This is a genomic window from Arthrobacter citreus (genome assembly GCF_038405225.1).
GTDB classification, from domain to species: domain Bacteria; phylum Actinomycetota; class Actinomycetes; order Actinomycetales; family Micrococcaceae; genus Arthrobacter_B; species Arthrobacter_B citreus_A.
In genome coordinates this window covers 2,021,767-2,041,462 of sequence record NZ_CP151657.1, presented here as the reverse complement: position 1 = coordinate 2,041,462, position 19,696 = coordinate 2,021,767, and the positions used below count along the sequence as shown (strand labels likewise).

Here is a 19,696-nt window from a genome sequence, read left to right as displayed (position 1 = left end):
AATAGTGGGTCTGTGGCAGGCGGCAGAAACCGGATGGAACGGCGGGAAGATCGCGCCCCCAAATGTCCGTGCACTGACTTACCATGGAGAACACGGCTTATAAGGAGAATATGACGATCAACAATTCCCGTCCTGGCACGTCCGGTTCCGCCCAGCCCAACACGGAGCTGAGCCCGGAGGACATCCAGGGGGTCATTGACAGGATCCTCGCCAAGGAGAGCGCCGCGGAGGCCAAAGCGCCCAGCGGCAACGCCCCGCGGGGCAGGGCGCAGGCCCTGTCGGACGACGTCGGGCACTCATCGCACGACGGCGACCAGGAAGACCTGGCCGACCGGCACGCACTGCGGCGCGTAGCCGGTCTCTCGACCGAACTCGAAGACGTGACCGAGGTTGAATACCGGCAGCTGCGCCTGGAGCGCGTGGTGCTGGCGGGCCTGTGGAGCGAAGGAACGGCGGCCGACGCCGAGAACTCCCTGCAGGAACTCGCTGCCCTGGCCGAAACGGCGGGCTCGGAGGTGCTCGACGGCATCATCCAGCGGCGCCTGAAGCCGGACCCGGGAACCTTCCTGGGTTCGGGCAAGGCCCAGGAACTCAAAGACATCGTGATGGCCACCGGCGCCGACACGGTGATTGTGGACAGCGAACTGGCGCCGTCGCAGCGCCGCGGCCTCGAAGACATCGTCAAGGTCAAGGTCATCGACCGGACCGCCCTGATCCTGGACATCTTTGCCCAGCACGCCAAGTCCCGCGAGGGCAAGGCCCAGGTGGAGCTGGCACAGCTCGAATACCTGCTTCCGCGCCTGCGCGGCTGGGGTGAATCCATGTCCCGCCAGGCCGGCGGCCAGGTCGGCAGCGCCAGCGCCGGCATGGGCTCGCGCGGCCCCGGTGAAACCAAGATCGAACTGGACCGCCGGAAAATCCGCACCCGGATGGCAAAGCTGCGCCGTGAAATCGCGGGAATGAAGCCCGCCCGGGAAACGAAGCGCGCCAACCGGCACCGCAATGAAGTGCCCTCGGTGGCCATTGCCGGCTACACCAATGCCGGCAAGTCCTCGCTGCTGAACCGGTTGACGGACGCCGGCGTCCTGGTGGAGAACGCACTGTTCGCCACCCTGGACCCCACCATCCGCAAAGCCCAGACCGAAGACGGCATCGGCTACACGCTGGCGGACACCGTCGGTTTTGTCCGGTCGCTTCCCACCCAGCTGGTGGAGGCCTTCCGGTCAACGCTGGAGGAAGTCGCCGACGCGGATTTGATCCTGCACGTGGTGGACGCCTCGCATCCGGATCCCGAGGGCCAGATCGCTGCCGTCCGTACCGTCCTGACGGATGTGGACGCCCGCGAAATCCCGGAGATCATCGTCCTGAACAAGGCAGACGCTGCTGATCCGTTTGTCCTGGAACGGCTGCGCCAGAAGGAGCGGCGCCACGTTGTGGTGTCCGCCCGGACCGGCCAGGGCATCGACGAGCTGCTGCAGGCCATCTCCGAAGGCATTCCCCGGCCCGGCGTTGACCTGCACCTGCTGGTGCCGTACGACCGCGGTGACATTGTCTCCCGGCTGCACAGCTCGGACACGGAAATCCTTTCCGTGGAACACGCCGAGGCAGGAACCCGGCTGCACGTGATGGTCCGTGAGGGCCTGGCAGCTGAACTGGAGCCCTTCGTCACCCATGAGTAAAGACACCACCGGCGAAGTCCTGGATCTGCTGGACACCGCCGTAGCTGGCATGGGCGGCCAAAACCGCCCGGGCCAGCATGAAATGGCCCGCCAGGTCACGCAGGCCATCGACGAGGGCCAGCACCTGCTGGTGCAGGCGGGCACCGGCACCGGAAAGTCACTGGCATACCTGGTGCCGTTAATCCATCACGCACTGGACAGCACCAAGCCAACTCTGGTCTCCACCGCCACACTGGCCCTGCAGTCCCAAATCGTGGGCCGGGATCTGCCGCGACTGCTCAAGACGCTTAAGCCCAAGCTGCCGCGCGAGGTTGATGTTGCGCTGCTCAAGGGCCGCAGCAACTACGTGTGCCTGCACAAGACCGGCGGGGGATTTCCTGAAGAGGAGGATCCCGCCGGTGCCCTGTTCACACTGGGCGAGGACCGGGCCGTGGGCCACCCCGCACCGGCCCCCACCTCAGCCATGGGGCGGGAAGTGGTGCGCCTGCGCGACTGGGCTGAGGAGACCGACACCGGCGACCGCGATGACCTCGTGCCGGGAGTCAGCGACAAAGCATGGCGCCAGGTCTCCGTGACCTCCATGGAGTGCCTGGGGGCGCAGAAATGTCCGGTGGCCGCTGAGTGCTTCAGCGAACGGGCACGTGCCCAGGCTGCCGTAGCCGACGTCGTTATCACCAACCACGCGATGCTGGCCATCGCCGCGTTCGAGGGCCTGGCCGTGCTGCCGGACTATGACGTGGTGGTCATTGACGAGGCCCACGAGCTGCAGGACCGCGTCACCGGCGCCGTCACCGGCCAGCTCTCCGGAACGGTGATTTCCGCCGCCGTTACTGCGGCACGAAAGCACACCTCGGCCAGCGTCGAGGAACTGGCACAGGCCGGGAGGGCCTTCGACAAGTCCCTGGAAGGCATACCGTCCGGGCTGCTGGCCAGCGGACTGAACGAAGAACAGGAACAGGCGGTGGGCCGCGTCCGCGAGGCCTGCCGGGTGGCCCTGTCCGATTCCAAGCCCGAGCCCGGAGAGTCCGCCGACGGCGGGCGCCAAACCGCACGCTCACGGCTCATGGCCGTGCTGGAAATCTGCGAGCGGCTGGTCTCCGCCCCGTCGGCCGGCGAGGTGATCTGGGCTTCACGGCCCAGCTCCTTCTCGCCGTCGGGCGGTTATTCGCCGCCGGACGAGACCGCACCCGCCACCCTCAGCGTCGCACCGCTGTCCGTGGCCGGCAGGCTGCGCGAGGGTCTGTTTGACGGTCACACCGTGGTGCTGACGTCGGCGACCCTTGCCATCGGTTCCGAATTCGGGCCGGTTGCCGGCGCGCTGGGCCTGCTGGGCCCCGGCGCGCCGTCCTGGACGGGAACCGACGTCGGCAGCCCCTTCGACTATCCGCGGCAGGGTGTGCTGTACGTGGCGAAGGACCTGCCCAAACCGGAACGTGGCACCTCCCCGGCGCAGCTGGACGAAATCGAGGCGCTCCTGAACGCCTCCAACGGGGGAGCGCTCGGGCTGTTCTCCTCGCGCCGGGCAGCAGAAGACGCGGCCGATGCCATGCGGACCCGGGTGGATTTTCCGATCCTGTGCCAGGGCGAGTCTTCGATGTCATCGCTCGTGAAGCAGTTTTCCGAGGAACCGGACACCTGCCTGTTCGGCACCATGTCCCTGTGGCAGGGTGTTGACGTTCCCGGCGCCGCCTGCCGGCTGGTCCTGATCGACCGGATCCCGTTTCCGCGGCCCGATGATCCGCTGATGACCGCCAGGACCCGCGCGGTGGCCAAAGCCGGGGGCAACGGGTTCATGTCGGTCGCCGCGACCCACGCCGCCGTCCGGCTGGCCCAGGGGGCTGGGCGCTTGATCCGCGCAGCCGGCGACCGTGGCGTGGTGGCGATCCTGGACTCCCGGATGGCCACCGCACGCTACGGCGGCTTCCTGCGGGCCGCACTGCCGCCGTTCTGGTCCACGACGGACCGTTCAGTGGTCCTTTCGGTCCTGGGCCGCCTGGCCGAGCAGTCCGAAGCGGAGGAGAAAGCTTCCGGAGCCCGGAAGTAGGACGGAAAGACACCAAAAAGGCGCCCGGAAACAATCCGGGCGCCTTTTTGCGTGTTGCCTAAGGTGTGTGGGGCTAGAGGGAACGCATCACCGAGACAACCTTGCCCATGATGACGGCGTGGTCGCCCACGATGGGCTCGTAGCGGGTGTTCTGCGGCAGCAGCCACGTGTGGCCGTTGCGCTGGCGGAAGGTCTTGACTGTCGCTTCGTCATCCAGCAGGGCAGCCACGATGTCGCCGTTCTCGGCCGTGGGCTGCCTGCGGACCACAACCCAGTCACCGTCACAGATGGCGGCATCCACCATGGAGTCGCCCGAGACCCGGAGCATGAACAGATCGCCGTGCCCCACCAACTGGCGCGGCAGCGGCATGATGTCTTCAACCACCTGCTCGGCGAGTATCGGCCCGCCGGCGGCGATCCGGCCCACCAGGGGCACCATGGCGGTATCCACCGAGGTGGACAGCTCGGTGACGGTGGCCAGGCCGGCGGTGGAGTCCGGGCGGTGGCCATTGTCTCCGCTGCCGGACAGGTTGGCGGCCGGGGCCGGCGCTGACGCCTGCAGCGGGGCTTCCGGGCCGGGGGCCGTGGCCGGCTCGGCGCCCTGTCCGTCGCGCAGCATCAGGGGGATCAGGATTTCCATGGCCCGGGGCCGTTTGGGATCCCGGCGGATGTAGCCAAGCTTTTCCAGCTGCATCAGCTGATGCGTCACGCTGGACAAACTTGCCAATCCCACGGTGTCCCCGATTTCCCGCATGGTGGGCGGGTACCCGTTGGTGCTCACGGACCGCTGGATCATCTCCAGGACGGTCTTCTGCCGCGGAGTGAGGCCTTTGCGCGCACGGGTGCCGGATGCAGCTGGCTGATTGGTGCTGTCTTCGGAAGCAGTCCTGCGGGCCACGTGGGGTTCCCTTCGGGTCAGCTGGTCCGGCGGTGCCGGAGCTGTTCGGGCGGATGTCTGGGGCCGTAACGCTGCGCAAGCCGTGCCGGCGGAAATGTCAGAGGCAGCTGATTCAGTGGTCCCTGTGAGCCACTGAGAAGCCCGTGCTCCTCAAAAGGCCCGATGTGAACCGGGAAACCTCTCCCTCTGGACTCAACGCTAGGCGAGCGGAGCAGGCTTTTCAAACATTTGTTCGAGCGAGTCTCGACTTTGTTAGTAGATAGGTGCTAGAAATGACATCACAACGTTCGAACACAGTTTCGAAACTTCACCACCGCACCGCTTTTGCTCCTTCGAATAAAGCTTCGGATAAACCGATGCTGCCATCGAACCGGAAAGGTATCTCCATGCCAGCCCAAACTTTGTCCCGCCCAGTTTCTCCCCTCACGCCCGCTGCCGAAGCTGCAGCCCCTGCGCCGTTCAGCGGCGCCGCAGCAACCGCGGGCGGCCAAGCGCCGGGCGCCCGGCTTCGCCTGACGCGGCGGGGCCGGCTGGTGTTCATCGGCGTTCCGCTGATGCTCACCGCGGCTGCCGCCCTCACCGTCCTGGGATTCTTCACAGCTCCCGCCATGGCATCAAGCGGCGGACCGGATGTCACCCGGACCCTCCAGGTCAGCGTCAGCCCCGGTGAATCCCTCTGGGGCCTCGCCGAGGAATTCGCTCCGGAGCGCGATCCCCGGGACGTCGTGGCGGACATTATCGAGCTGAACAATCTCGACGACGAACGCGTTCCGGCCGGTGTGCAGCTTTTTATTCCGGTCCAGTCCTGAAGCACAGCCTCCAAGCACACCCGGTGCCCATGGCCCGGCGCCACCAGGAAACACAACTCGGGACGTAACAACGCGCCACTGCGGCACGGGGGATTCTTCCCGCCCCGCCATCGAGTCTTAAGCTGTACTGGTGACTGAACAGCTGGAAAGACTGAACCGACTTCCCCTGCGCGATGATCTCCGCGGCCTGACGCCTTACGGCGCCCCGCAGCTTGACGTGCCCATCCTGCTCAACGTCAACGAGAACACCCATGGCCTGCCCGAGAAGGTGCGGAAGGCCATCGTCGCATCGGTTGACCGCGCAGTGACCGGCTTGAACCGCTACCCGGACCGCGAATTCACCGAACTGCGTGAGCGCCTCGCCGCCTACCTCGGCCACGGACTGGGAACTGACAATATCTGGGCAGGGAACGGATCCAACGAAGTTCTCCAGCAAATCCTCCAGGCCTTCGGCGGCCCGGGCCGGACGGCGATGAGCTTCCCGCCCACCTATTCCATGTACCCGCTGCTGGCCAGCGGCACCGGCACCCGCTATGTGACCGGGGTGCGCAGCGACGACTTCACCCTCACGGCCGAATCCGCAGCGGAACAGGTCCGGCAGCAGGCACCGAACATCATTTTCCTCTGCACACCCAACAACCCCACCGGCACGGCCCTGGGACTGGATGTGGTGGAGGCGGTCTACGAAGCCGGGGCTGCCTCGCAGGCGATCGTGATCGTTGACGAGGCCTACGCCGAGTTCTTCCACGCCGGAACCCCCAGCGCACTGCAGCTGCTGCCCGGACGGGAACGCCTGATCGTCTCGCGGACCATGAGCAAGGCCTTCGCGCTGGCCGGTGCCCGCGTCGGCTACCTGGCGGCAGCCCCCGAAGTGACGGACGCCCTGCGGCTTGTGCGGCTGCCGTACCACCTGTCCGCCATTACGCAGGCCACCGCCAACGCTGCCCTGGAACACGCGGATGCATTGCTCGCCAACGTCGAAGCCATCAAGGTCCAGCGGGACCGCATCGTTGCGGAACTGCTCACCCTGGGCCTGACGCCTGCGCCGTCGGACGCCAACTTTGTCTTCTTCGGCGGACTCGAGAATCCCCGTGCCGTCTGGGAGGGGCTTCTGGAAGCCGGAGTGCTTGTGCGCGACGTCGGCATCAGCGGCCATTTGAGAGTCACGGCCGGCACGGAGCCCGAAACCAGTGCCTTCCTGACCCGGCTGCGCGAGCTGCTGGCCGCGGGCATCCGCTAAAGCTCCCCCTGCAGCCACTAAACTGTTAGCAGAGACCACCTTCTTTCAAAGGAACACCATGACCGTGGAGACCACCACCGGCCGCACTGCACGTCTGGAACGGGCTACCAGCGAATCGTCAGTGGTTGTGGAACTGGACCTGGACGGCACCGGCCAGTCCAATATCAGCACTTCGGTGCCGTTCTACGACCACATGCTGACGGCGCTGGCCAAGCACTCCCTGATCGACCTCACCGTCCAGGCCACCGGGGACACCCACATCGATGTCCACCACACTGTGGAGGACATCGCCATCAGCATCGGCGAAGCATTGAAGACCGCGCTGGGAAACAAGGCAGGCATCCGCCGGTTCGGCGAGGCCACGGTTCCGCTGGACGAGGCGCTGGCCAACGCCGTCGTCGACATCTCCGGACGCCCCTACCTGGTGCACTCCGGTGAACCGGCCGGCCAGGAATACCACCTGATCGGCGGACACTTCACCGGTTCCCTGACCCGGCACGTGTTCGAGGCCATCACGCTCCACGCCCAGATCTGCCTGCACATGAGGGTGCTCGAAGGCCGCGACCCGCACCACATCGTGGAGGCACAGTTCAAGGCCTTTGCCCGGGCGCTGCGCGCTGCCGTCGAGCCGGATCCGCGGGTTGAGGGCATCCCTTCCACGAAGGGAGCGCTGTGAGTTCACGCAACGTCACCGTCCTGGACTACGGCTCGGGCAACATCCGCTCCGCCGTGCGTGCCCTGGAACACGTGGGCGCCAACGTCACCCTGAGCTCCAAGTCCGAGGACGTGCTGAACGCTGACGGTCTGCTGGTGCCCGGGGTGGGGGCCTTCGCCGCAGTGATGCAGGGGCTCAAAGACGTGGACGCCCTGCGGATGATCGGCCGCCGCGTGGCGGGCGGGCGCCCGGTAATGGGCATCTGCGTGGGACTGCAGGTCCTCTTCGATGAGGGCGTGGAGCACGGGGTCCGCACCCCCGGCATGGGGGAGTGGCCCGGCGTTGTCGAACGGCTTCAGGCTGAGGTTGTGCCGCACATGGGGTGGAACACAGTCCAGCCCCCGGAGGGCTCGGCGCTGTTTGCCGGCATCGAGGAGGAACGGTTCTATTTTGTGCACAGCTATGGCGTGCAGAAGTGGGACTTCGACGTCACCCAGCCCGCCATGCGCGCTCCCCAGGTCACCTGGGCCGAACACGGCGGCCGGTTTGTGGCCGCGGTGGAAAACGGGCCGCTGACGGCCACCCAGTTCCATCCGGAAAAGTCCGGTGACGCCGGCGCGGCGCTGCTGGAAAACTGGCTGAAGACGCTGGGCTAGGGCCATGTGGAGCCTTCTTCTCATGGGCCTGGCGGGACTGCTGATCGGCGGTGCCATCTCCTTCCGAAGCCAGGGCATGTCCAAAATCATCACGGTCAGCTTCTGGATCCTGGCAGGCATGGCGCTGGTCGGCGCGTACCTGCTGATCGATACCTCCGCCTAGCCACCTTCCCCGGCGCTGTGCGCCATCTCCGGACTGAACACCACCGAAAGCAGAACCATGTCACTTGTAGAAACGCCCATCCTTGAACTGCTGCCCGCCGTGGACGTCGCGGACGGCCAGGCGGTCCGCCTGGTCCAGGGTGAGGCCGGCAGCGAAACCAGCTACGGCGACCCGCTCGACGCCGCCATGGCCTGGCAGAACGACGGCGCCGCCTGGGTTCACCTGGTGGACCTGGACGCAGCCTTTGGCCGCGGATCCAACCTTCCGCTGCTCAAGCGCGTGGTGGACCAGCTGGACATCAAGGTGGAGCTGTCCGGCGGAATCCGCGACGACGCTTCCCTGGACATGGCTCTGGAACTGGGGGCCAGCCGGGTGAACCTGGGCACTGCAGCCCTGGAAAATCCGGAATGGACCGCCAGCGCCATTGCCCGCTACGGCGAGGCCATCGCCGTCGGGCTGGACGTACGCGGCACCACCCTGGCAGCGCGCGGCTGGACCAAGGAGGGCGGAGACCTCTGGGAGGTCCTGGCACGCCTGGAAGATGCCGGCTGCCCGCGCTACGTGGTCACCGACGTCACCAAGGACGGAACCCTGCGCGGCCCCAACCTGGAACTGCTGCGGGAGGTCCTGACCCGGACCAACCGGCCCGTAGTGGCCTCCGGCGGCATCTCCTCCCTGGATGACCTGGCCGCCCTGCGCGAACTCGTGCCGCTCGGCCTGGAAGGCACGATCGTGGGCAAGGCACTTTACGCCGGAGCCTTCACCCTGCCGCAGGCCTTCGACATCGCCGGGCACCCGGAGCGCTAGGGCCCATGGCTGAGCGCAACCTCCCAGGCCACATCGCGGCCGCCCTCGCCGGGGCCGGCGGCCCCGCTGATTCAGCGGGGCAGTCCTGGTCCGGCCGGGATCTGTCCGGCGAGGGCAACCCGCTGCATAATTTCGACGCCGACGACGGCGGACCCGACGCCGGCTACCTCGCCGCCCTGGCGGCGCTGGAAGCGGGGACCGGCTCGGAAGCAGAGGTGGTGGCATCGCTGGCGACCGCACGCGTGTTTGTGCCCATTGTGGCCACCCTGGGCGCCGAGGAACAGTCCGAGCACGGACTCACCGCGGACAAGGAAGCCGACATGGCGTTGGTCACCCTGACGGCTCCGGACGGCCGGAAGGCGCTGCCGGTCTTTACCTCGGTGCCGGCCCTGCAGCAGTGGCACCCGAAGGCCCGCCCGGTGGCTGTCTACGCCGCCCGTGCCTCCCTCTCCGCCGTCTCCGAGGAAGCGCAGCTGCTGGTGGTGGACCCGGGGGCGGACGTCACTTTTGTCGTACGCCGCCCGGCCATGTGGGCACTGGCCCAGCAACGAACCTGGACGCCGTCCTACGCCGACGAAGAAGTGGCCCGCGCGGTGTCCGCAGCCGTCGACGTCGAACCGGCAGTGACCGGGGTGCAGCTGGCTCCCGGACCGGGAACGGTGACACAATCGGCCCGCGGGACGGTGGTGGCCGGGGGAGGCGCCGGACCTGAGCTTAGAATGGTTCTTCACCTGGCACCGGGACTGGATGCGCAGGCGGTGCAGGGCATCGCCGGAATGCTGCAGCAACGGCTCGCTGCCGATCCGTTATTCGTTGAGCGCGTGGATTCCCTGGAACTCAAAATCACGCGCTGACCCTGCTGGGCGGGGGACCGCCGAAAGTGAAGTGCCGTGAATTTTTCCGCTTACGGGGAGCTGCTCCGCGTCGTCCCGATCCGCCGGCTGCTGCTGGTGGGCATGATCGCCCGCTTCCCGCATTCCGCAGCCGGGGTGCTGCTGACCCTGCACGTGGTCATGACCATGGACATGGGCTATGCCAAGGCTGGCGCCGTGGCTGCCGTCGTCACCATCGGCATAGCCTTCGGCGCCCCCTGGCGCGGCCGCCGCGTGGACAACGTTGGCCTGCGCCGGGCCCTGATTCCCTCGGTGATCTCCGAGGCCGTGATCTGGTCCATAGCCCCGCACGCCAGCTACGAATGGCTGCTGGTCCTGGCACTGATTGGCGGAGTTTTCACCCTGCCGGTCTTCAGCGTGGTCCGGCAGTCCCTCGGCGTGCTGGCCACTGGCGACCAGCGGCGGACGGCCTTCGCGCTGGACTCCATCGCCACTGAAGTCGTGTTCATGGGCGGACCCGCACTCGGTGCGGTCCTGGCCACCCAGCTGTCCTCCGTGGTTGGACTGACGATGGTGGGCATCACCACGTCACTGGCCGGACTGCTGCTGATTTGGTTCAACCCGCCCACCCGGTCCGAGAACCCGCGCGACGCCGCAACCCCGGTCCAGGAACGTGAGGCCGCCAACGCCGCGGTGGTGGCGGCTGCCCCCGCGCATCTGTCCGAAGCATCGGCGGAGCTGCAGCCGCTGGCGGCGCTGAGCCGCGGAGCCCGTCTTCGCTCCGGTTTCTCCTGGTTCACGCTCAGCGTGGCCGTGGTCTTCGCCGTGGCTGTAGGCGCCGGACTGCTGCTTTCCAGCTCCGACGTCGGCATCGTGGCCTTGGTGGAACACACGGGCAAGCCCCAGCAGGTGGGGCTCGTGTTCGCGGTCTGGTGCGCGGCGTCAGTGGTGGGCGGACTTGTGTACGGAGCGATGCAGCGGCGAATCTCTCCGATGCTGCTGTTGCTGGCGATGGCCGTCCTGACGCTGCCGATGGCACTGGCGACCGACACCGTCAGCCTGGCGCTGCTCTCCATTCCGGCCGGCCTGCTGTGCGCTCCCGTATTGTCCTCCGCCTCGGAGCGCGTCGCGGACCTGGTGTCCGAGGAACGGCGGGGCGAGGCGATGGGCTGGTACGGTTCGGCCCTGACCTCCGGCACGGCACTCGGTGCCCCGCTGGCCGGTGCGGCCATTGACCTTATTGGCCCGTGGGCCGGTTTCATCTTTGCCGGAGCATCGGCCTCACTGCTGGTTGTGGTGACGCTCAGCGTCCGGAAGTTCAGCCGGCGCGGCGGTCGGCTGGCGGCCCGGTAGGGCAGCAAACAGCCTGCGTAAACGGTGCAGCAGGCCGCGCAGGCCGGATCCGGGAGCGTCACCCGGCGGTTCGGCGTCCGGCGCCGGAGCGGTGCCGGACACCGGCGGCTCCGGTGGCAGGCCGCGGCGTTCGCGCCAGGCGCGCACCTCGGCGTCGGCGTCGCGGAGCTTCGTAACCACAGGGGGTCCGCCCAGCAGCTGCCGCCGCGCCTCGATGACCCGCGAGTTGAAGTCGGCGACGGCGTCGCGCACCTGGGACTCGGAGGGCAGCCTGTCCAGCCGCGCGTCGAAATCCTCGTCCTCCACCCGCAGCAGCAGTGCCGGCGGGCCAAGGCCGGAGATGTTCTCCCGTTTGATCAGACGTTTGATCCACCAATCCGGGTCCGGGTCATCCAGGCCGGGGATCGGTTTGCCGGCATAGTGCAGGTTGTCGAATTCTCCGCGGTTCATGGCATCGCGGATCAGGTAGTTGGCCTTGTCCGCTGCGCTGATTTTCCGGCGTTTCGCCTCCAGCTCGTCCTCTTCGGCTCCGCCCAGGCCCTCGGGCAGTTTGTAGCCTGCGATTTCCGGAGTTCCCGCGGCCTTCAGCCGCGCCGCCTGCTCGAGCCGCTTTTTATAAGCCTCGGAACCTCTGCTCCCCATCCCGTTTCACCGCCTTTCCTGCAACGTCCCGTACAGGTTACGCATCCGTGCGGGCAGAAAAAAGCCCGGAAGGCCTGCCGGCTGGCAGGTCTTCCGGGCCGGGGTGCGGTGGAACCGGGTGCGTGGCGCTAGTTGACGGGGCCGGTGAACTTCTCGCCCGGACCCTTGCCCGGGGCGTCCTGGATTTCCGAGGCTTCACGGAAGGCCAGCTGCAGGGAGCGCAGTCCGTCCCGCAGGGGACGGGCGTGCTGGCTGCCAATCTCCGGCGCGGCAGCGGTGACAAAGCCGGCCAGCGCTGTGATCAGCTTCCGGGCCTCATCCAGGTCCTTCAACTCCTCGGCGTCGTCGCCCTCGGCGAGGCCGCACTTGACGGCAGCGGCACTCATCAGGTGCACCGCGGCGGTGGTAATGACTTCGATGGCGGGGACCTCGGCGATGTCACGCATCTGGGCCGCCACTTCCTGCTCTTCAGGGGAAGGGGCGTGCACCTCTTCCGTGGTGCCTGGGAAGGTATGGCGGGCGTGCTCGCCCGCCGGGTTGCTCTGTGGGGTACTCATACTGGTAAGCTTGTCACAGACCAACTGGTTGTCGTTACTTTCAGTGCCCCTCAGCGAGGGGCTGTTGAGTGTCTCACATCAGCCAGTATGCAAGCGGAGAATCCTCCCACCCGCGTCAGCCTGAATCTTCAGACCATGTGCCCCAGGGCATGTGCGGAAGTCAGAGTTGCCGGGTACGGTCGGCCCCCGGTGTCGGGTCCAGGTGTAGCCTGGGCCAGTCCCGCCGGGAGGTAGCTGCTCACGCAGTTCCCGCCGACCCCTCGAGGCCTCCGATTGCGCGTGCAATTGGGGGCCTTCTTCAATTGCAGGCGGTAGCCGTTTTGAAGAAATCAGGAGCTGCAACATTAGCGAGCCAAGAATCAATGATCGAATCCGCGTCCCTGAGGTGCGGCTGGTAGGACCGGCTGGAGAGCAAGTTGGGGTTGTCCGTATCGAAGACGCCCTGCGTCTGGCAGCCGAATCCGACCTGGATCTTGTTGAGGTGGCACCGCAGGCTAAGCCTCCGGTGTGCAAACTAATGGACTTCGGCAAGTACAAGTACGAAGCCGCCGTCAAGGCCCGTGAGGCACGCAAGAACCAGACGAACACCGTTCTGAAGGAAATCCGTTTCCGTCTGAAGATTGACACTCACGACTACGAAACCAAGCGCGGGCATGCCATGCGCTTCCTGGCAGCCGGTGACAAGGTCAAGGCCATGATCCAGTTCCGCGGCCGCGAACAGCAGCGTCCGGAAATGGGCATGAAGCTGCTGAACAAGTTCGCAGCCGACGTCGCCGAGGTTGGCGTGGTGGAATCCACTCCCCGCATCGACGGCCGCAACATGGTCATGGTCATTGGACCGCTGAAGAACAAGGCTGAAGCCAAGGCGGAAGCGCGGCGCGCGTCGCAGCGTGCGGATGCCAAGGCAGCCAATGAAGCGGTCAAGAACGGTGAGGCCCCGGCCCGCGTGGATACCTCCGCTGAGAACAAGGCACCCCTGACGCAGAGCCTGGCAGATCTTCTGCCGGACGGCCTGCGGCTTGGTTCCTCCGCTGCAGAGGCCGACAAGGCCCGTGCAGAGAAGGAAAAGGCTGACAAGGAAATGGCCGAAAAGCGGGCACAGGCTGCAACCGAGAAGGCAGCAGCCGATGCACGCCGTGCGGCTGAGGCCGCCAAGGCTCCGGCTCCGGCACCCGTTGCGGAGGCTCCCGCCGCCGCTCCGGCACCCGCCGCCGAGTCGAAGCCCGCACCGGCCCCCAAGCCGGCCGCAGTGCCCAAGCCCACGGCCATGAAGCCGGCACCGAAGCCCGCTGCCCGGCCCAAGCCGGCCGCAGCAACCAAACCTGCTGGCAAGGCTGCTCCTTCACGGGGCGCAGCAAGCCAGAACAAGCCCGGAACTGCGGAGTAAAACTCAGCTTTTCCCCGCAGGACGTCCCGGCGTCCAGTAAATCCCCGGCACTGCAATGTGCCCAAAGCCCCGCGGGCTCTAAGCCTGCGGAAACCTAAAGGAGATCGGTAGTCATGCCGAAGATGAAGACCCACAGTGGCGCCAAGAAGCGCTTCAAGCTGACCGGAACCGGCAAGCTCAAGCGCCAGCAGGCAAACCGCCGCCACTACCTCGAGCACAAGCCGTCCACGCTGACGCGCCGCCTCGCCAGTGACAAGCTTGTTGCCCCGGCAGACGCCAAGGTCATCAAGAAGATGCTGGGCATCTAGTCTTTTCCCCCCTTTGACAGGCGGCCCGTCCGGGCCACCGTCACATCACCAAGCTTTCCCGGGCCTGATTAGCAGGCCAGGCACCTCATCAGCAGGTGCACGGGAGATTTATCTGAAGGAGTACGCACGTGGCACGTGTGAAGCGGGCGGTAAACGCCCACAAGAAGCGTCGGGTTATTCTCGAGCGCGCCAAGGGTTACCGCGGACAGCGTTCACGCCTGGTCCGCAAGGCCAAAGAGCAGCTGCTGCACTCGTTTGTGTACAGCTACGGCGACCGCCGCAAGCGCAAGGGTGACTTCCGTCGCCTGTGGATCCAGCGCATCAACGCTGCATCCCGCGCCAACGGCCTGACCTACAACCGCCTGATCCAGGGCCTGAAGGCTGCCGAGATCCAGGTTGACCGCCGCATGCTCGCCGAACTGGCCGTCAACGACGCCGCCGCGTTCGCCACGCTGGTGCAGATCGCCAAGAACGCCCTGCCGTCCGACACCTCGGCTCCGGCCGTTGCCGCTGCTCCCGCTGCAAAGGCTGCTCCGGCCGCCTCCAAGCCGGCTGCTGCTGTCGCTGACGCCAAGGGTGGCTTCAAGGCTTCCGAGGGCGACGCCCCCGAGGGCTTTGTCATCAAGGGCAACCTGGGCTCCGGCAAGTACCACGTTCCGGGTTCCACCTGGTACGAGCAGACCGTAGCTGAGTACTGGTTCAACTCCGTCGAAGCCGCCAAGGCTGCCGGCCTGGAGCCGGCTGGCGGAGAATCCCGCCAGAAGTTCCAGGGCTAGAAATCGGTTATTAACCGATCATGAACACTGTTGGGCGCCCGTCGGCTCCGCTTATGTCCAATCCCCGAGCAGATCGGGTAAGGGACGTGGCGAAGCTGGCCGGGCGCCCGACGCGTTTAAAGACCGGCCGATTTGTGGCCGAGGGGCCGCAGGCCGTCCGTGAAGCGCTGCTGAGCCACCGGGCGGATGTCTCCGCCGGAGGATCGGGCCTGGTGCTGGAGGTCTTCGCCACCGAAGCGTGCCTCGAGCGCCTGCCGGAGCTGGCGGAGCTGGCCGCAGACCTGCCGCTGCGCCTGGCCACTGACGAAGTCATTGCCGCAATGGCCACCACTATTTCTCCGCAGGGCATCGTTGCAGTATGCCGCATCACCGACTACGCCCTCGATGATGTGCTGGCTTCCGGTGCGCAGCTGGTCGCGGTGCTGTGCGAGGTCCGCGACCCGGGCAACGCCGGAACCATCCTGCGCGCTGCGGATTCCGCGGGCGCCGACGCCGTGATCCTCACGTCCGCCAGTGTGGACATCCACAATCCCAAAGCGGTTCGCTCAACCGCGGGATCAATCTTCCATCTTCCGGTCATCACGGGTCTCAGTTTTGACTTCGTCATGGCCGCGCTGCGGGCCCATGGCCTGACCGTCCTGGCCGCCGACGGCTACGGCGATGTTGACCTGGACCAGCTCCAGGACGAAAGCGCCGTCCGCCGTCTCGTGCCGGCGCTGCCTGATTCCGCCGACGCGGCTGGCGACGGTGCATCCGGAGACCGGGCGGCCGCCGCGGAAGCCTCCCAGCCGCGGCTGGAAAACCCCACTGCATGGCTCTTCGGCAATGAAGCCCAGGGCCTCAGCGACGCTGAACTGGCCGACGCCGACCACCGGGTTGCGGTCCCGGTCTACGGCCGCGCCGAAAGCCTGAACGTGGGCACCGCCGCCACCGTATGCCTCTACGCTTCGGCGCGGGCCCAAAACCGTTAGGCCGGCGGCCACCCGCCTAACGGTTCCTCAGTCCCGTCTGCGGGTGCCCGGCAGTGGTTCCTACCGCACCGGTGATTTATCCGGAACGGAAGGTGTGCGCCCCGCGGTCGACTTCGGGCCCCGCCGGTCCAACCATCCGCTCAGCAGTGCAATGCCCAGCCCGAGCAGGGCCAAGACGGCGCCGACGACGGCGGGAGCCCGGTAGCCCCAGCCCCATGCGATGACCAGCCCGCCCAGCAGTGCGCCGAGGGCGTTGGCCATGTTAAGTGCTGAATGGTTCAGCGACGAGGCCAGGGACTGGGCTCCGGGGGATGCGTCCAGGAGCCTTGTCTGGAGCGGCGGAATCAGCATGGAGCCGATGGTTCCGACCAGGAAGACCAGCACCAGCGCACCCGCCTTGTACTGCACCAGCCAGGCGTAGCCGGCCAGAATGAGCACCGTGCCCAGCAGGATGGCGTAGATGCTGCCCATGACGCTGCGGTCCGCCAGCCGGCCTCCGGCGATGTTTCCAAAGACGTTGCCCAAGCCGTACAGGCCGACAATCAGGGGGAGCACCGAGGGGTCGAAGCCGGACAGATTGGTCATGGTGGGGGAGATGTACGCGTAGACGGCGAAGAACCCGCCGAAGCCCACCGTGCCCACCAGCAGGGCCAGCCATACCTGGATCCGGCGCAGCGCTCCAAGCTCCCGGCGGATGCTGGCCTCGGGGTGGACGGCCTTGAACGGCACGTACCGGGCGGTGAGGGCAACCGTGAGCAGGCCGATCGTCCCCACCATGACGAACATCCACCGCCACCCTGCCTGTTGTCCCAGCCAAGTGGCAAAGGGGACACCAACAACATTGGCGATGCTGAGGCCGAGCATCACCATGGAGATGGCCCGGGCCCGTCGGGTGGGAGCCACCAGGGACGCTGCGATCACGGCAGCCACACCGAAAAACGCGCCGTGCGGCAGGCCGGACAGGAACCGGGTGACCAGCAGCCACTGGTAATCCGGGGCAAAGAACGATGACAGATTGCCCACGGTAAAGAGCATCATGAGTCCCACGGCCATGTTCTTGTGGGGTATGCGGGCGCCCAGGGCGGCGAAGACCGGCGCTCCGACCACCACGCCGAGCGCGTACGCCGAGATGACATGGCCGCCGGCCGGAACGGAAATGTTCAGGTCCGTGACCATCTCCTGAAGCAGGCCCATGATGGCGAACTCCGTGGTGCCGATGGCAAATCCGCCAACAGCAAGGGCGAAGATGGCAAGCGATGTCCGCTTGGCCTGAAGTGCGGGAGGTAAAGACATGTAACTCTTTCAGAACGTATATCGGGTCACTGCGGATATCGGGTCACAGCGCCGGGCGGGCAGCCCGGTTGCGGGACAACGGTCATGATCGCCGCGGAGCGCACCAGGCACAGGCAGGCCCGTGTGGGACGCGCGTAGGCTGCACGGTACAGAACTGTGCGGTACAGAACTGCGCGGTACAGAACTGGCGATGCTGAGGAAGCGCGCGTAGGGCCGGGGCCGGCGGCGGGCCCGGAGACTCGGGCTGGGTGAGCTGAACGGGCTCTGAAACGGGAAAGGGCGCAATCCGCGGCGGGGATCCCCGCCGGGGGTGCGGATAACCGCAACAGCGCTGTGAATCCAGTTTAGGCCAGGGCGGCCCGTAGACTCGATTCGTGTCTAATCCTGATCTGAAACAAGTTGTGGGCGCCGCCCTGGTGGACAGCCTCGCCGCACCCAGCAAAATGCTCGCCGCCCGCCGCACTGCGCCGGAGCAGTTCGCGGGCATGTGGGAGTTCCCCGGCGGAAAAGTGGAAGCCGGCGAAAGCTGCGAAGAGGGGCTGCACCGGGAACTGCGCGAGGAGCTCGGAGTCGAAGTGCTGCTTGGCGCGGAAATCTCCGGCCCCGGCCCCCAGGGCTGGCCGCTCAATGACAGGGCCGCAATGCGGGTATGGCTGGCGGAGGTTACCGAGGGCGTTCCCGCTCCGCTCGAAGACCACGACGAGCTCCGCTGGGTGGCCCTCGATCCCCTCGAGCTGGCCGCCCTGGCCTGGATCCCGGCTGATCTGCCCATTGTGACAGCCATGCTCGAGACCGCAGGCGTCTCCTAGCTCCGCAGGCGTCTCCTAGCTCCGCGGGCCGGAATCACCGTGACTTCCGGCGGCGCCGCTGCCGGCGAAGGGCCCGGCTAAAAGAGGGGTTCCGCGCCTGACATGACGGATGCGCTGTCTGCTGCCGCCGCTGTTTGTGCCGGGGCCTGCGCCACCACACCACTGTTGGTCGTTCCGGTTCCGGTCCGCCGCAGCGGCATGAACTCCGCCCCGGAGGTGAACCCGTGCTTTTTCTTGAAGAAGTTCACCCGGCCCGCCAGCCACTGGCGGTACTCCTTGGAAGCGTAGGTACCGCCGCCGTACAGCCGGGCGTACTTCCCGGACAAGTGGGGATAGTCACGGGCGATAAAGGCCAGATACCATTCCCGTGCCCCCGGGCGCAGGTGCAGCGCGCCGGCAGTAACTCCGGTGGCGCCCGCCGCGGCAAGGGCCGAAAAAAGTGCGTCCAGTGACTCATCCCCGTCAGTGAGCCACGGCAGGATGGGCATGGCCATCACCGAGCAGGGCAGGCCGGCGTCCCGCAGCCGGCTGATGAGTTCCAGCCGCGCCTTGGGCGTGGGCGTTCCCGGTTCCACCCGGTGCGCCAAGTCGGGGTCCAGCAGTGCCAGGGAAATGCCCATCCCGATCTCAGCATCCTGCCCGGCGCTTTTGAGCAGCGGGATGTCCCGTGCCAGCAGCGTTCCCTTGGTCAGGATGGAGAACGGCGTCCCGGAACCGGCGAGGGCCCGGATGATGTCCGGCATCAGTTTGTACCGGCCCTCGGCACGCTGGTAGGGATCAGTGTTGGTGCCCATCGCCACGTGTTCATGCTGCCAGGACGGGCGGGCCAGCTCGCGCGTCAGGACCTCGGCCACGTTGGTCTTGACGATGAGCTGGCTGTCGAAGTCCAAACCCGCATCCAGGTCCAGATACGTGTGGGTCTTGCGGGCGAAGCAGTAGACACAGGCATGGCTGCACCCGCGGTAGGGATTGATGGTCCAGCCGAACGGCATGCCGGATGTTTTCCCCACTTTGTTCAGGGCCGACTTCGAGATCACCTCATGAAAAGTAATGCCGGCGAACTCCGGTGTTTTCACGCTGCGCACCACGCCCTGCAGGGCCAGAAGCGCATCCTGCGTCCCGACCGCCTTCGGTTCCTGCGCTTCCCATCTCATGCCGTCCATTAGAACACATGTACTAATGATCTGACAGTCCTGCTGGCCCCTCCTCCACCCGCGAAATGGTGGAAAGTGCTCTTCCCGGGCGTCAAAACCGACACCTTCTGCCATCTCGCGGGCGGGTTCGGGCGGGTTTAGGCGGGGCGGCGGTAGCCGCCGTCGTCCAGGCCCGCTAAACGCTCAAAGACATTGCCCGACGCCGGATCTCCGGTGCGGAGCGTGGAGATTCCGGCAGCGAGGAAATAGAGCGGCAGGAACGCCGGGCCGAGTGCTGCGTACTGGCTGCTGTGCCGGGACTCGTGCTGCAGCAAACGGCTCCGGGCAACACCGCCGGGCGGGGATATCCCGGCGCGGGGCTGGAAGGAGGAAGCGACCCGGGAGCGGTACAAGATCACGTTGCCGACAGTGAAGGCGGCTGCGCGGGGCAGCGGCCAGGCCCAGCCGCCGGCCAGCAGCAGCCCGTCCGGCCCCCGGGAGATCCGGCATTTGCCGGCCAGGGCCAGGGCAAGCCCGGCAGGGGTGCTCAGATTGATGACGTTCAGGACGCTGCGGATCCGGACGAACGGCCTTGGGGCAACGGGTGGAGCAGCGGCAGCGGTTGGAGCAGTTGAGCGGCGGAAGTTCACGCTGTCAGTGTAGGGACGCGGGCGGTGTGCGTC

The 19,696-nt window shown here is 66.7% G+C and carries 21 protein-coding genes; 15 read left to right on the top strand and 6 right to left on the bottom strand.

Annotated elements, in window-relative coordinates:
• Nucleotides 1–110 precede the first annotated feature (110 nt).
• Together hflX and AAE021_RS09460 are read left to right on the top strand one after the other, a co-directional pair.
• On the top strand, nucleotides 111–1,679 hold the full coding sequence (gene hflX / locus AAE021_RS09465) for a GTPase HflX (RefSeq protein ID WP_342022096.1): 1,569 nt from the start codon (nucleotides 111–113) through the stop codon (nucleotides 1,677–1,679).
• Nucleotides 1,672–3,723: an ATP-dependent DNA helicase gene (locus AAE021_RS09460; RefSeq protein WP_342022095.1), complete on the top strand. Its 2,052-nt coding sequence runs from the start codon at nucleotides 1,672–1,674 to the stop codon at nucleotides 3,721–3,723. Before hflX ends, AAE021_RS09460 begins: the two co-directional genes overlap by 8 nt.
• A 73-nt stretch (nucleotides 3,724–3,796) precedes the next feature.
• On the opposite strand, the gene lexA is transcribed toward AAE021_RS09460, so the two are convergent.
• Nucleotides 3,797–4,621, bottom strand: coding sequence for a transcriptional repressor LexA (gene lexA, locus AAE021_RS09455; protein ID WP_342022094.1), 825 nt, complete (start codon nucleotides 4,619–4,621; stop codon nucleotides 3,797–3,799).
• 386 nt (nucleotides 4,622–5,007) lie between these two features.
• On the opposite strand from lexA, the gene AAE021_RS09450 reads away from it, so the two are divergent.
• The 8 genes from AAE021_RS09450 (at nucleotide 5,008) to AAE021_RS09415 (ending at nucleotide 11,137) form a co-directional block, all read left to right on the top strand.
• A complete protein-coding gene (locus tag AAE021_RS09450; protein ID WP_342022093.1) occupies nucleotides 5,008–5,430 on the top strand; it encodes a LysM peptidoglycan-binding domain-containing protein in 423 nt (140 codons plus the stop codon).
• A gap of 130 nt (nucleotides 5,431–5,560) precedes the next feature.
• A complete protein-coding gene (locus AAE021_RS09445; RefSeq protein WP_342022092.1) occupies nucleotides 5,561–6,670 on the top strand; it encodes a histidinol-phosphate transaminase in 1,110 nt (369 codons plus the stop codon).
• A 58-nt stretch (nucleotides 6,671–6,728) separates the two neighbouring features.
• A complete protein-coding gene (hisB, locus tag AAE021_RS09440) occupies nucleotides 6,729–7,346 on the top strand; it encodes an imidazoleglycerol-phosphate dehydratase HisB (protein WP_342022091.1) in 618 nt (205 codons plus the stop codon).
• On the top strand, nucleotides 7,343–7,981 hold the full coding sequence (hisH, locus tag AAE021_RS09435) for an imidazole glycerol phosphate synthase subunit HisH (RefSeq protein ID WP_342022090.1): 639 nt from the start codon (nucleotides 7,343–7,345) through the stop codon (nucleotides 7,979–7,981). Before hisB ends, hisH begins: the two co-directional genes overlap by 4 nt.
• A 4-nt stretch (nucleotides 7,982–7,985) precedes the next feature.
• Entirely contained in the window at nucleotides 7,986–8,144 is a 159-nt protein-coding gene (locus AAE021_RS09430; RefSeq protein ID WP_342022089.1) for a hypothetical protein, read from the top strand.
• A gap of 57 nt (nucleotides 8,145–8,201) precedes the next feature.
• Nucleotides 8,202–8,951, top strand: coding sequence for a bifunctional 1-(5-phosphoribosyl)-5-((5-phosphoribosylamino)methylideneamino)imidazole-4-carboxamide isomerase/phosphoribosylanthranilate isomerase PriA (gene priA, locus AAE021_RS09425; RefSeq protein WP_342022088.1), 750 nt, complete (start codon nucleotides 8,202–8,204; stop codon nucleotides 8,949–8,951).
• A 5-nt stretch (nucleotides 8,952–8,956) separates the two neighbouring features.
• Nucleotides 8,957–9,805 carry an SseB family protein gene (locus AAE021_RS09420; RefSeq protein WP_342022087.1) on the top strand — a complete coding sequence of 283 codons (849 nt, stop codon included), beginning with the start codon at nucleotides 8,957–8,959 and terminating at the stop codon, nucleotides 9,803–9,805.
• Nucleotides 9,806–9,841: 36 nt separating this feature from the next.
• Entirely contained in the window at nucleotides 9,842–11,137 is a 1,296-nt protein-coding gene (locus AAE021_RS09415; protein WP_342022086.1) for an MFS transporter, read from the top strand.
• Here AAE021_RS09415 and AAE021_RS09410 read toward each other — a convergent pair.
• On the bottom strand, nucleotides 11,066–11,779 hold the full coding sequence (locus AAE021_RS09410) for a DUF1992 domain-containing protein (RefSeq protein ID WP_342022085.1): 714 nt from the start codon (nucleotides 11,777–11,779) through the stop codon (nucleotides 11,066–11,068). The genes AAE021_RS09415 and AAE021_RS09410 overlap by 72 nt on opposite strands.
• A gap of 128 nt (nucleotides 11,780–11,907) precedes the next feature.
• The gene (locus AAE021_RS09405) at nucleotides 11,908–12,336 is read right to left on the bottom strand and encodes a DUF1844 domain-containing protein (protein ID WP_342022084.1); all 429 of its coding nucleotides are present in this window, start codon (nucleotides 12,334–12,336) and stop codon (nucleotides 11,908–11,910) included.
• Nucleotides 12,337–12,721: 385 nt separating this feature from the next.
• Between AAE021_RS09405 and infC the strand changes: the two genes are divergently transcribed.
• The 4 genes from infC (at nucleotide 12,722) to AAE021_RS09385 (ending at nucleotide 15,778) form a co-directional block, all read left to right on the top strand.
• The gene (infC, locus tag AAE021_RS09400) at nucleotides 12,722–13,723 is read left to right on the top strand and encodes a translation initiation factor IF-3 (RefSeq protein ID WP_425362380.1); all 1,002 of its coding nucleotides are present in this window, start codon (nucleotides 12,722–12,724) and stop codon (nucleotides 13,721–13,723) included.
• Between the two features lie 113 nt (nucleotides 13,724–13,836).
• Nucleotides 13,837–14,031 (top strand): 50S ribosomal protein L35, encoded by a 195-nt coding sequence (rpmI, locus tag AAE021_RS09395; protein ID WP_104055427.1) that lies wholly within the window; start codon nucleotides 13,837–13,839, stop codon nucleotides 14,029–14,031.
• A 128-nt stretch (nucleotides 14,032–14,159) separates the two neighbouring features.
• Complete coding sequence (gene rplT / locus AAE021_RS09390; RefSeq protein ID WP_341395867.1) at nucleotides 14,160–14,807, top strand: 50S ribosomal protein L20; 648 nt, start codon at nucleotides 14,160–14,162, stop codon at nucleotides 14,805–14,807.
• Nucleotides 14,808–14,827: 20 nt separating this feature from the next.
• Nucleotides 14,828–15,778 (top strand): TrmH family RNA methyltransferase, encoded by a 951-nt coding sequence (locus tag AAE021_RS09385; RefSeq protein ID WP_425362379.1) that lies wholly within the window; start codon nucleotides 14,828–14,830, stop codon nucleotides 15,776–15,778.
• A 60-nt stretch (nucleotides 15,779–15,838) separates the two neighbouring features.
• Here the strand turns inward: AAE021_RS09385 and AAE021_RS09380 are convergent, their stop codons facing one another.
• Nucleotides 15,839–17,071: an MFS transporter gene (locus AAE021_RS09380; RefSeq protein WP_342022082.1), complete on the bottom strand. Its 1,233-nt coding sequence runs from the start codon at nucleotides 17,069–17,071 to the stop codon at nucleotides 15,839–15,841.
• A gap of 443 nt (nucleotides 17,072–17,514) precedes the next feature.
• On the opposite strand from AAE021_RS09380, the gene AAE021_RS09375 reads away from it, so the two are divergent.
• Nucleotides 17,515–17,880, top strand: coding sequence for a (deoxy)nucleoside triphosphate pyrophosphohydrolase (locus AAE021_RS09375; protein WP_342025359.1), 366 nt, complete (start codon nucleotides 17,515–17,517; stop codon nucleotides 17,878–17,880).
• Nucleotides 17,881–17,957: 77 nt separating this feature from the next.
• Here AAE021_RS09375 and AAE021_RS09370 read toward each other — a convergent pair whose 3' ends face one another.
• Nucleotides 17,958–19,034 carry an Rv2578c family radical SAM protein gene (locus AAE021_RS09370; protein WP_342022081.1) on the bottom strand — a complete coding sequence of 359 codons (1,077 nt, stop codon included), beginning with the start codon at nucleotides 19,032–19,034 and terminating at the stop codon, nucleotides 17,958–17,960.
• A 137-nt stretch (nucleotides 19,035–19,171) separates the two neighbouring features.
• Nucleotides 19,172–19,663, bottom strand: coding sequence for a hypothetical protein (locus tag AAE021_RS09365; RefSeq protein WP_342022080.1), 492 nt, complete (start codon nucleotides 19,661–19,663; stop codon nucleotides 19,172–19,174).
• Between the last annotated feature and the right edge of the window lie 33 nt (nucleotides 19,664–19,696).

What these genes read in the sequence shown, in the direction of transcription:
- AAE021_RS09410 (WP_342022085.1), bottom strand. Translation starts at nt 11,779, where the DNA reads ATGGGGAGCAGAGGTTCCGAGGCTTATAAAAAGCGGCTCGAGCAGGCG.
- rpmI (WP_104055427.1), top strand. Translation starts at nt 13,837, where the DNA reads ATGCCGAAGATGAAGACCCACAGTGGCGCCAAGAAGCGCTTCAAGCTG.
- AAE021_RS09460 (WP_342022095.1), top strand. Translation starts at nt 1,672, where the DNA reads ATGAGTAAAGACACCACCGGCGAAGTCCTGGATCTGCTGGACACCGCC.
- AAE021_RS09385 (WP_425362379.1), top strand. Translation starts at nt 14,828, where the DNA reads ATGAACACTGTTGGGCGCCCGTCGGCTCCGCTTATGTCCAATCCCCGA.
- priA (WP_342022088.1), top strand. Translation starts at nt 8,202, where the DNA reads ATGTCACTTGTAGAAACGCCCATCCTTGAACTGCTGCCCGCCGTGGAC.
- AAE021_RS09420 (WP_342022087.1), top strand. Translation starts at nt 8,957, where the DNA reads ATGGCTGAGCGCAACCTCCCAGGCCACATCGCGGCCGCCCTCGCCGGG.
- hisB (WP_342022091.1), top strand. Translation starts at nt 6,729, where the DNA reads ATGACCGTGGAGACCACCACCGGCCGCACTGCACGTCTGGAACGGGCT.
- AAE021_RS09370 (WP_342022081.1), bottom strand. Translation starts at nt 19,034, where the DNA reads ATGAGATGGGAAGCGCAGGAACCGAAGGCGGTCGGGACGCAGGATGCG.
- AAE021_RS09450 (WP_342022093.1), top strand. Translation starts at nt 5,008, where the DNA reads ATGCCAGCCCAAACTTTGTCCCGCCCAGTTTCTCCCCTCACGCCCGCT.
- hflX (WP_342022096.1), top strand. Translation starts at nt 111, where the DNA reads ATGACGATCAACAATTCCCGTCCTGGCACGTCCGGTTCCGCCCAGCCC.
- AAE021_RS09375 (WP_342025359.1), top strand. Translation starts at nt 17,515, where the DNA reads ATGCTCGCCGCCCGCCGCACTGCGCCGGAGCAGTTCGCGGGCATGTGG.
- AAE021_RS09380 (WP_342022082.1), bottom strand. Translation starts at nt 17,071, where the DNA reads ATGTCTTTACCTCCCGCACTTCAGGCCAAGCGGACATCGCTTGCCATC.
- AAE021_RS09430 (WP_342022089.1), top strand. Translation starts at nt 7,986, where the DNA reads ATGTGGAGCCTTCTTCTCATGGGCCTGGCGGGACTGCTGATCGGCGGT.
- AAE021_RS09405 (WP_342022084.1), bottom strand. Translation starts at nt 12,336, where the DNA reads ATGAGTACCCCACAGAGCAACCCGGCGGGCGAGCACGCCCGCCATACC.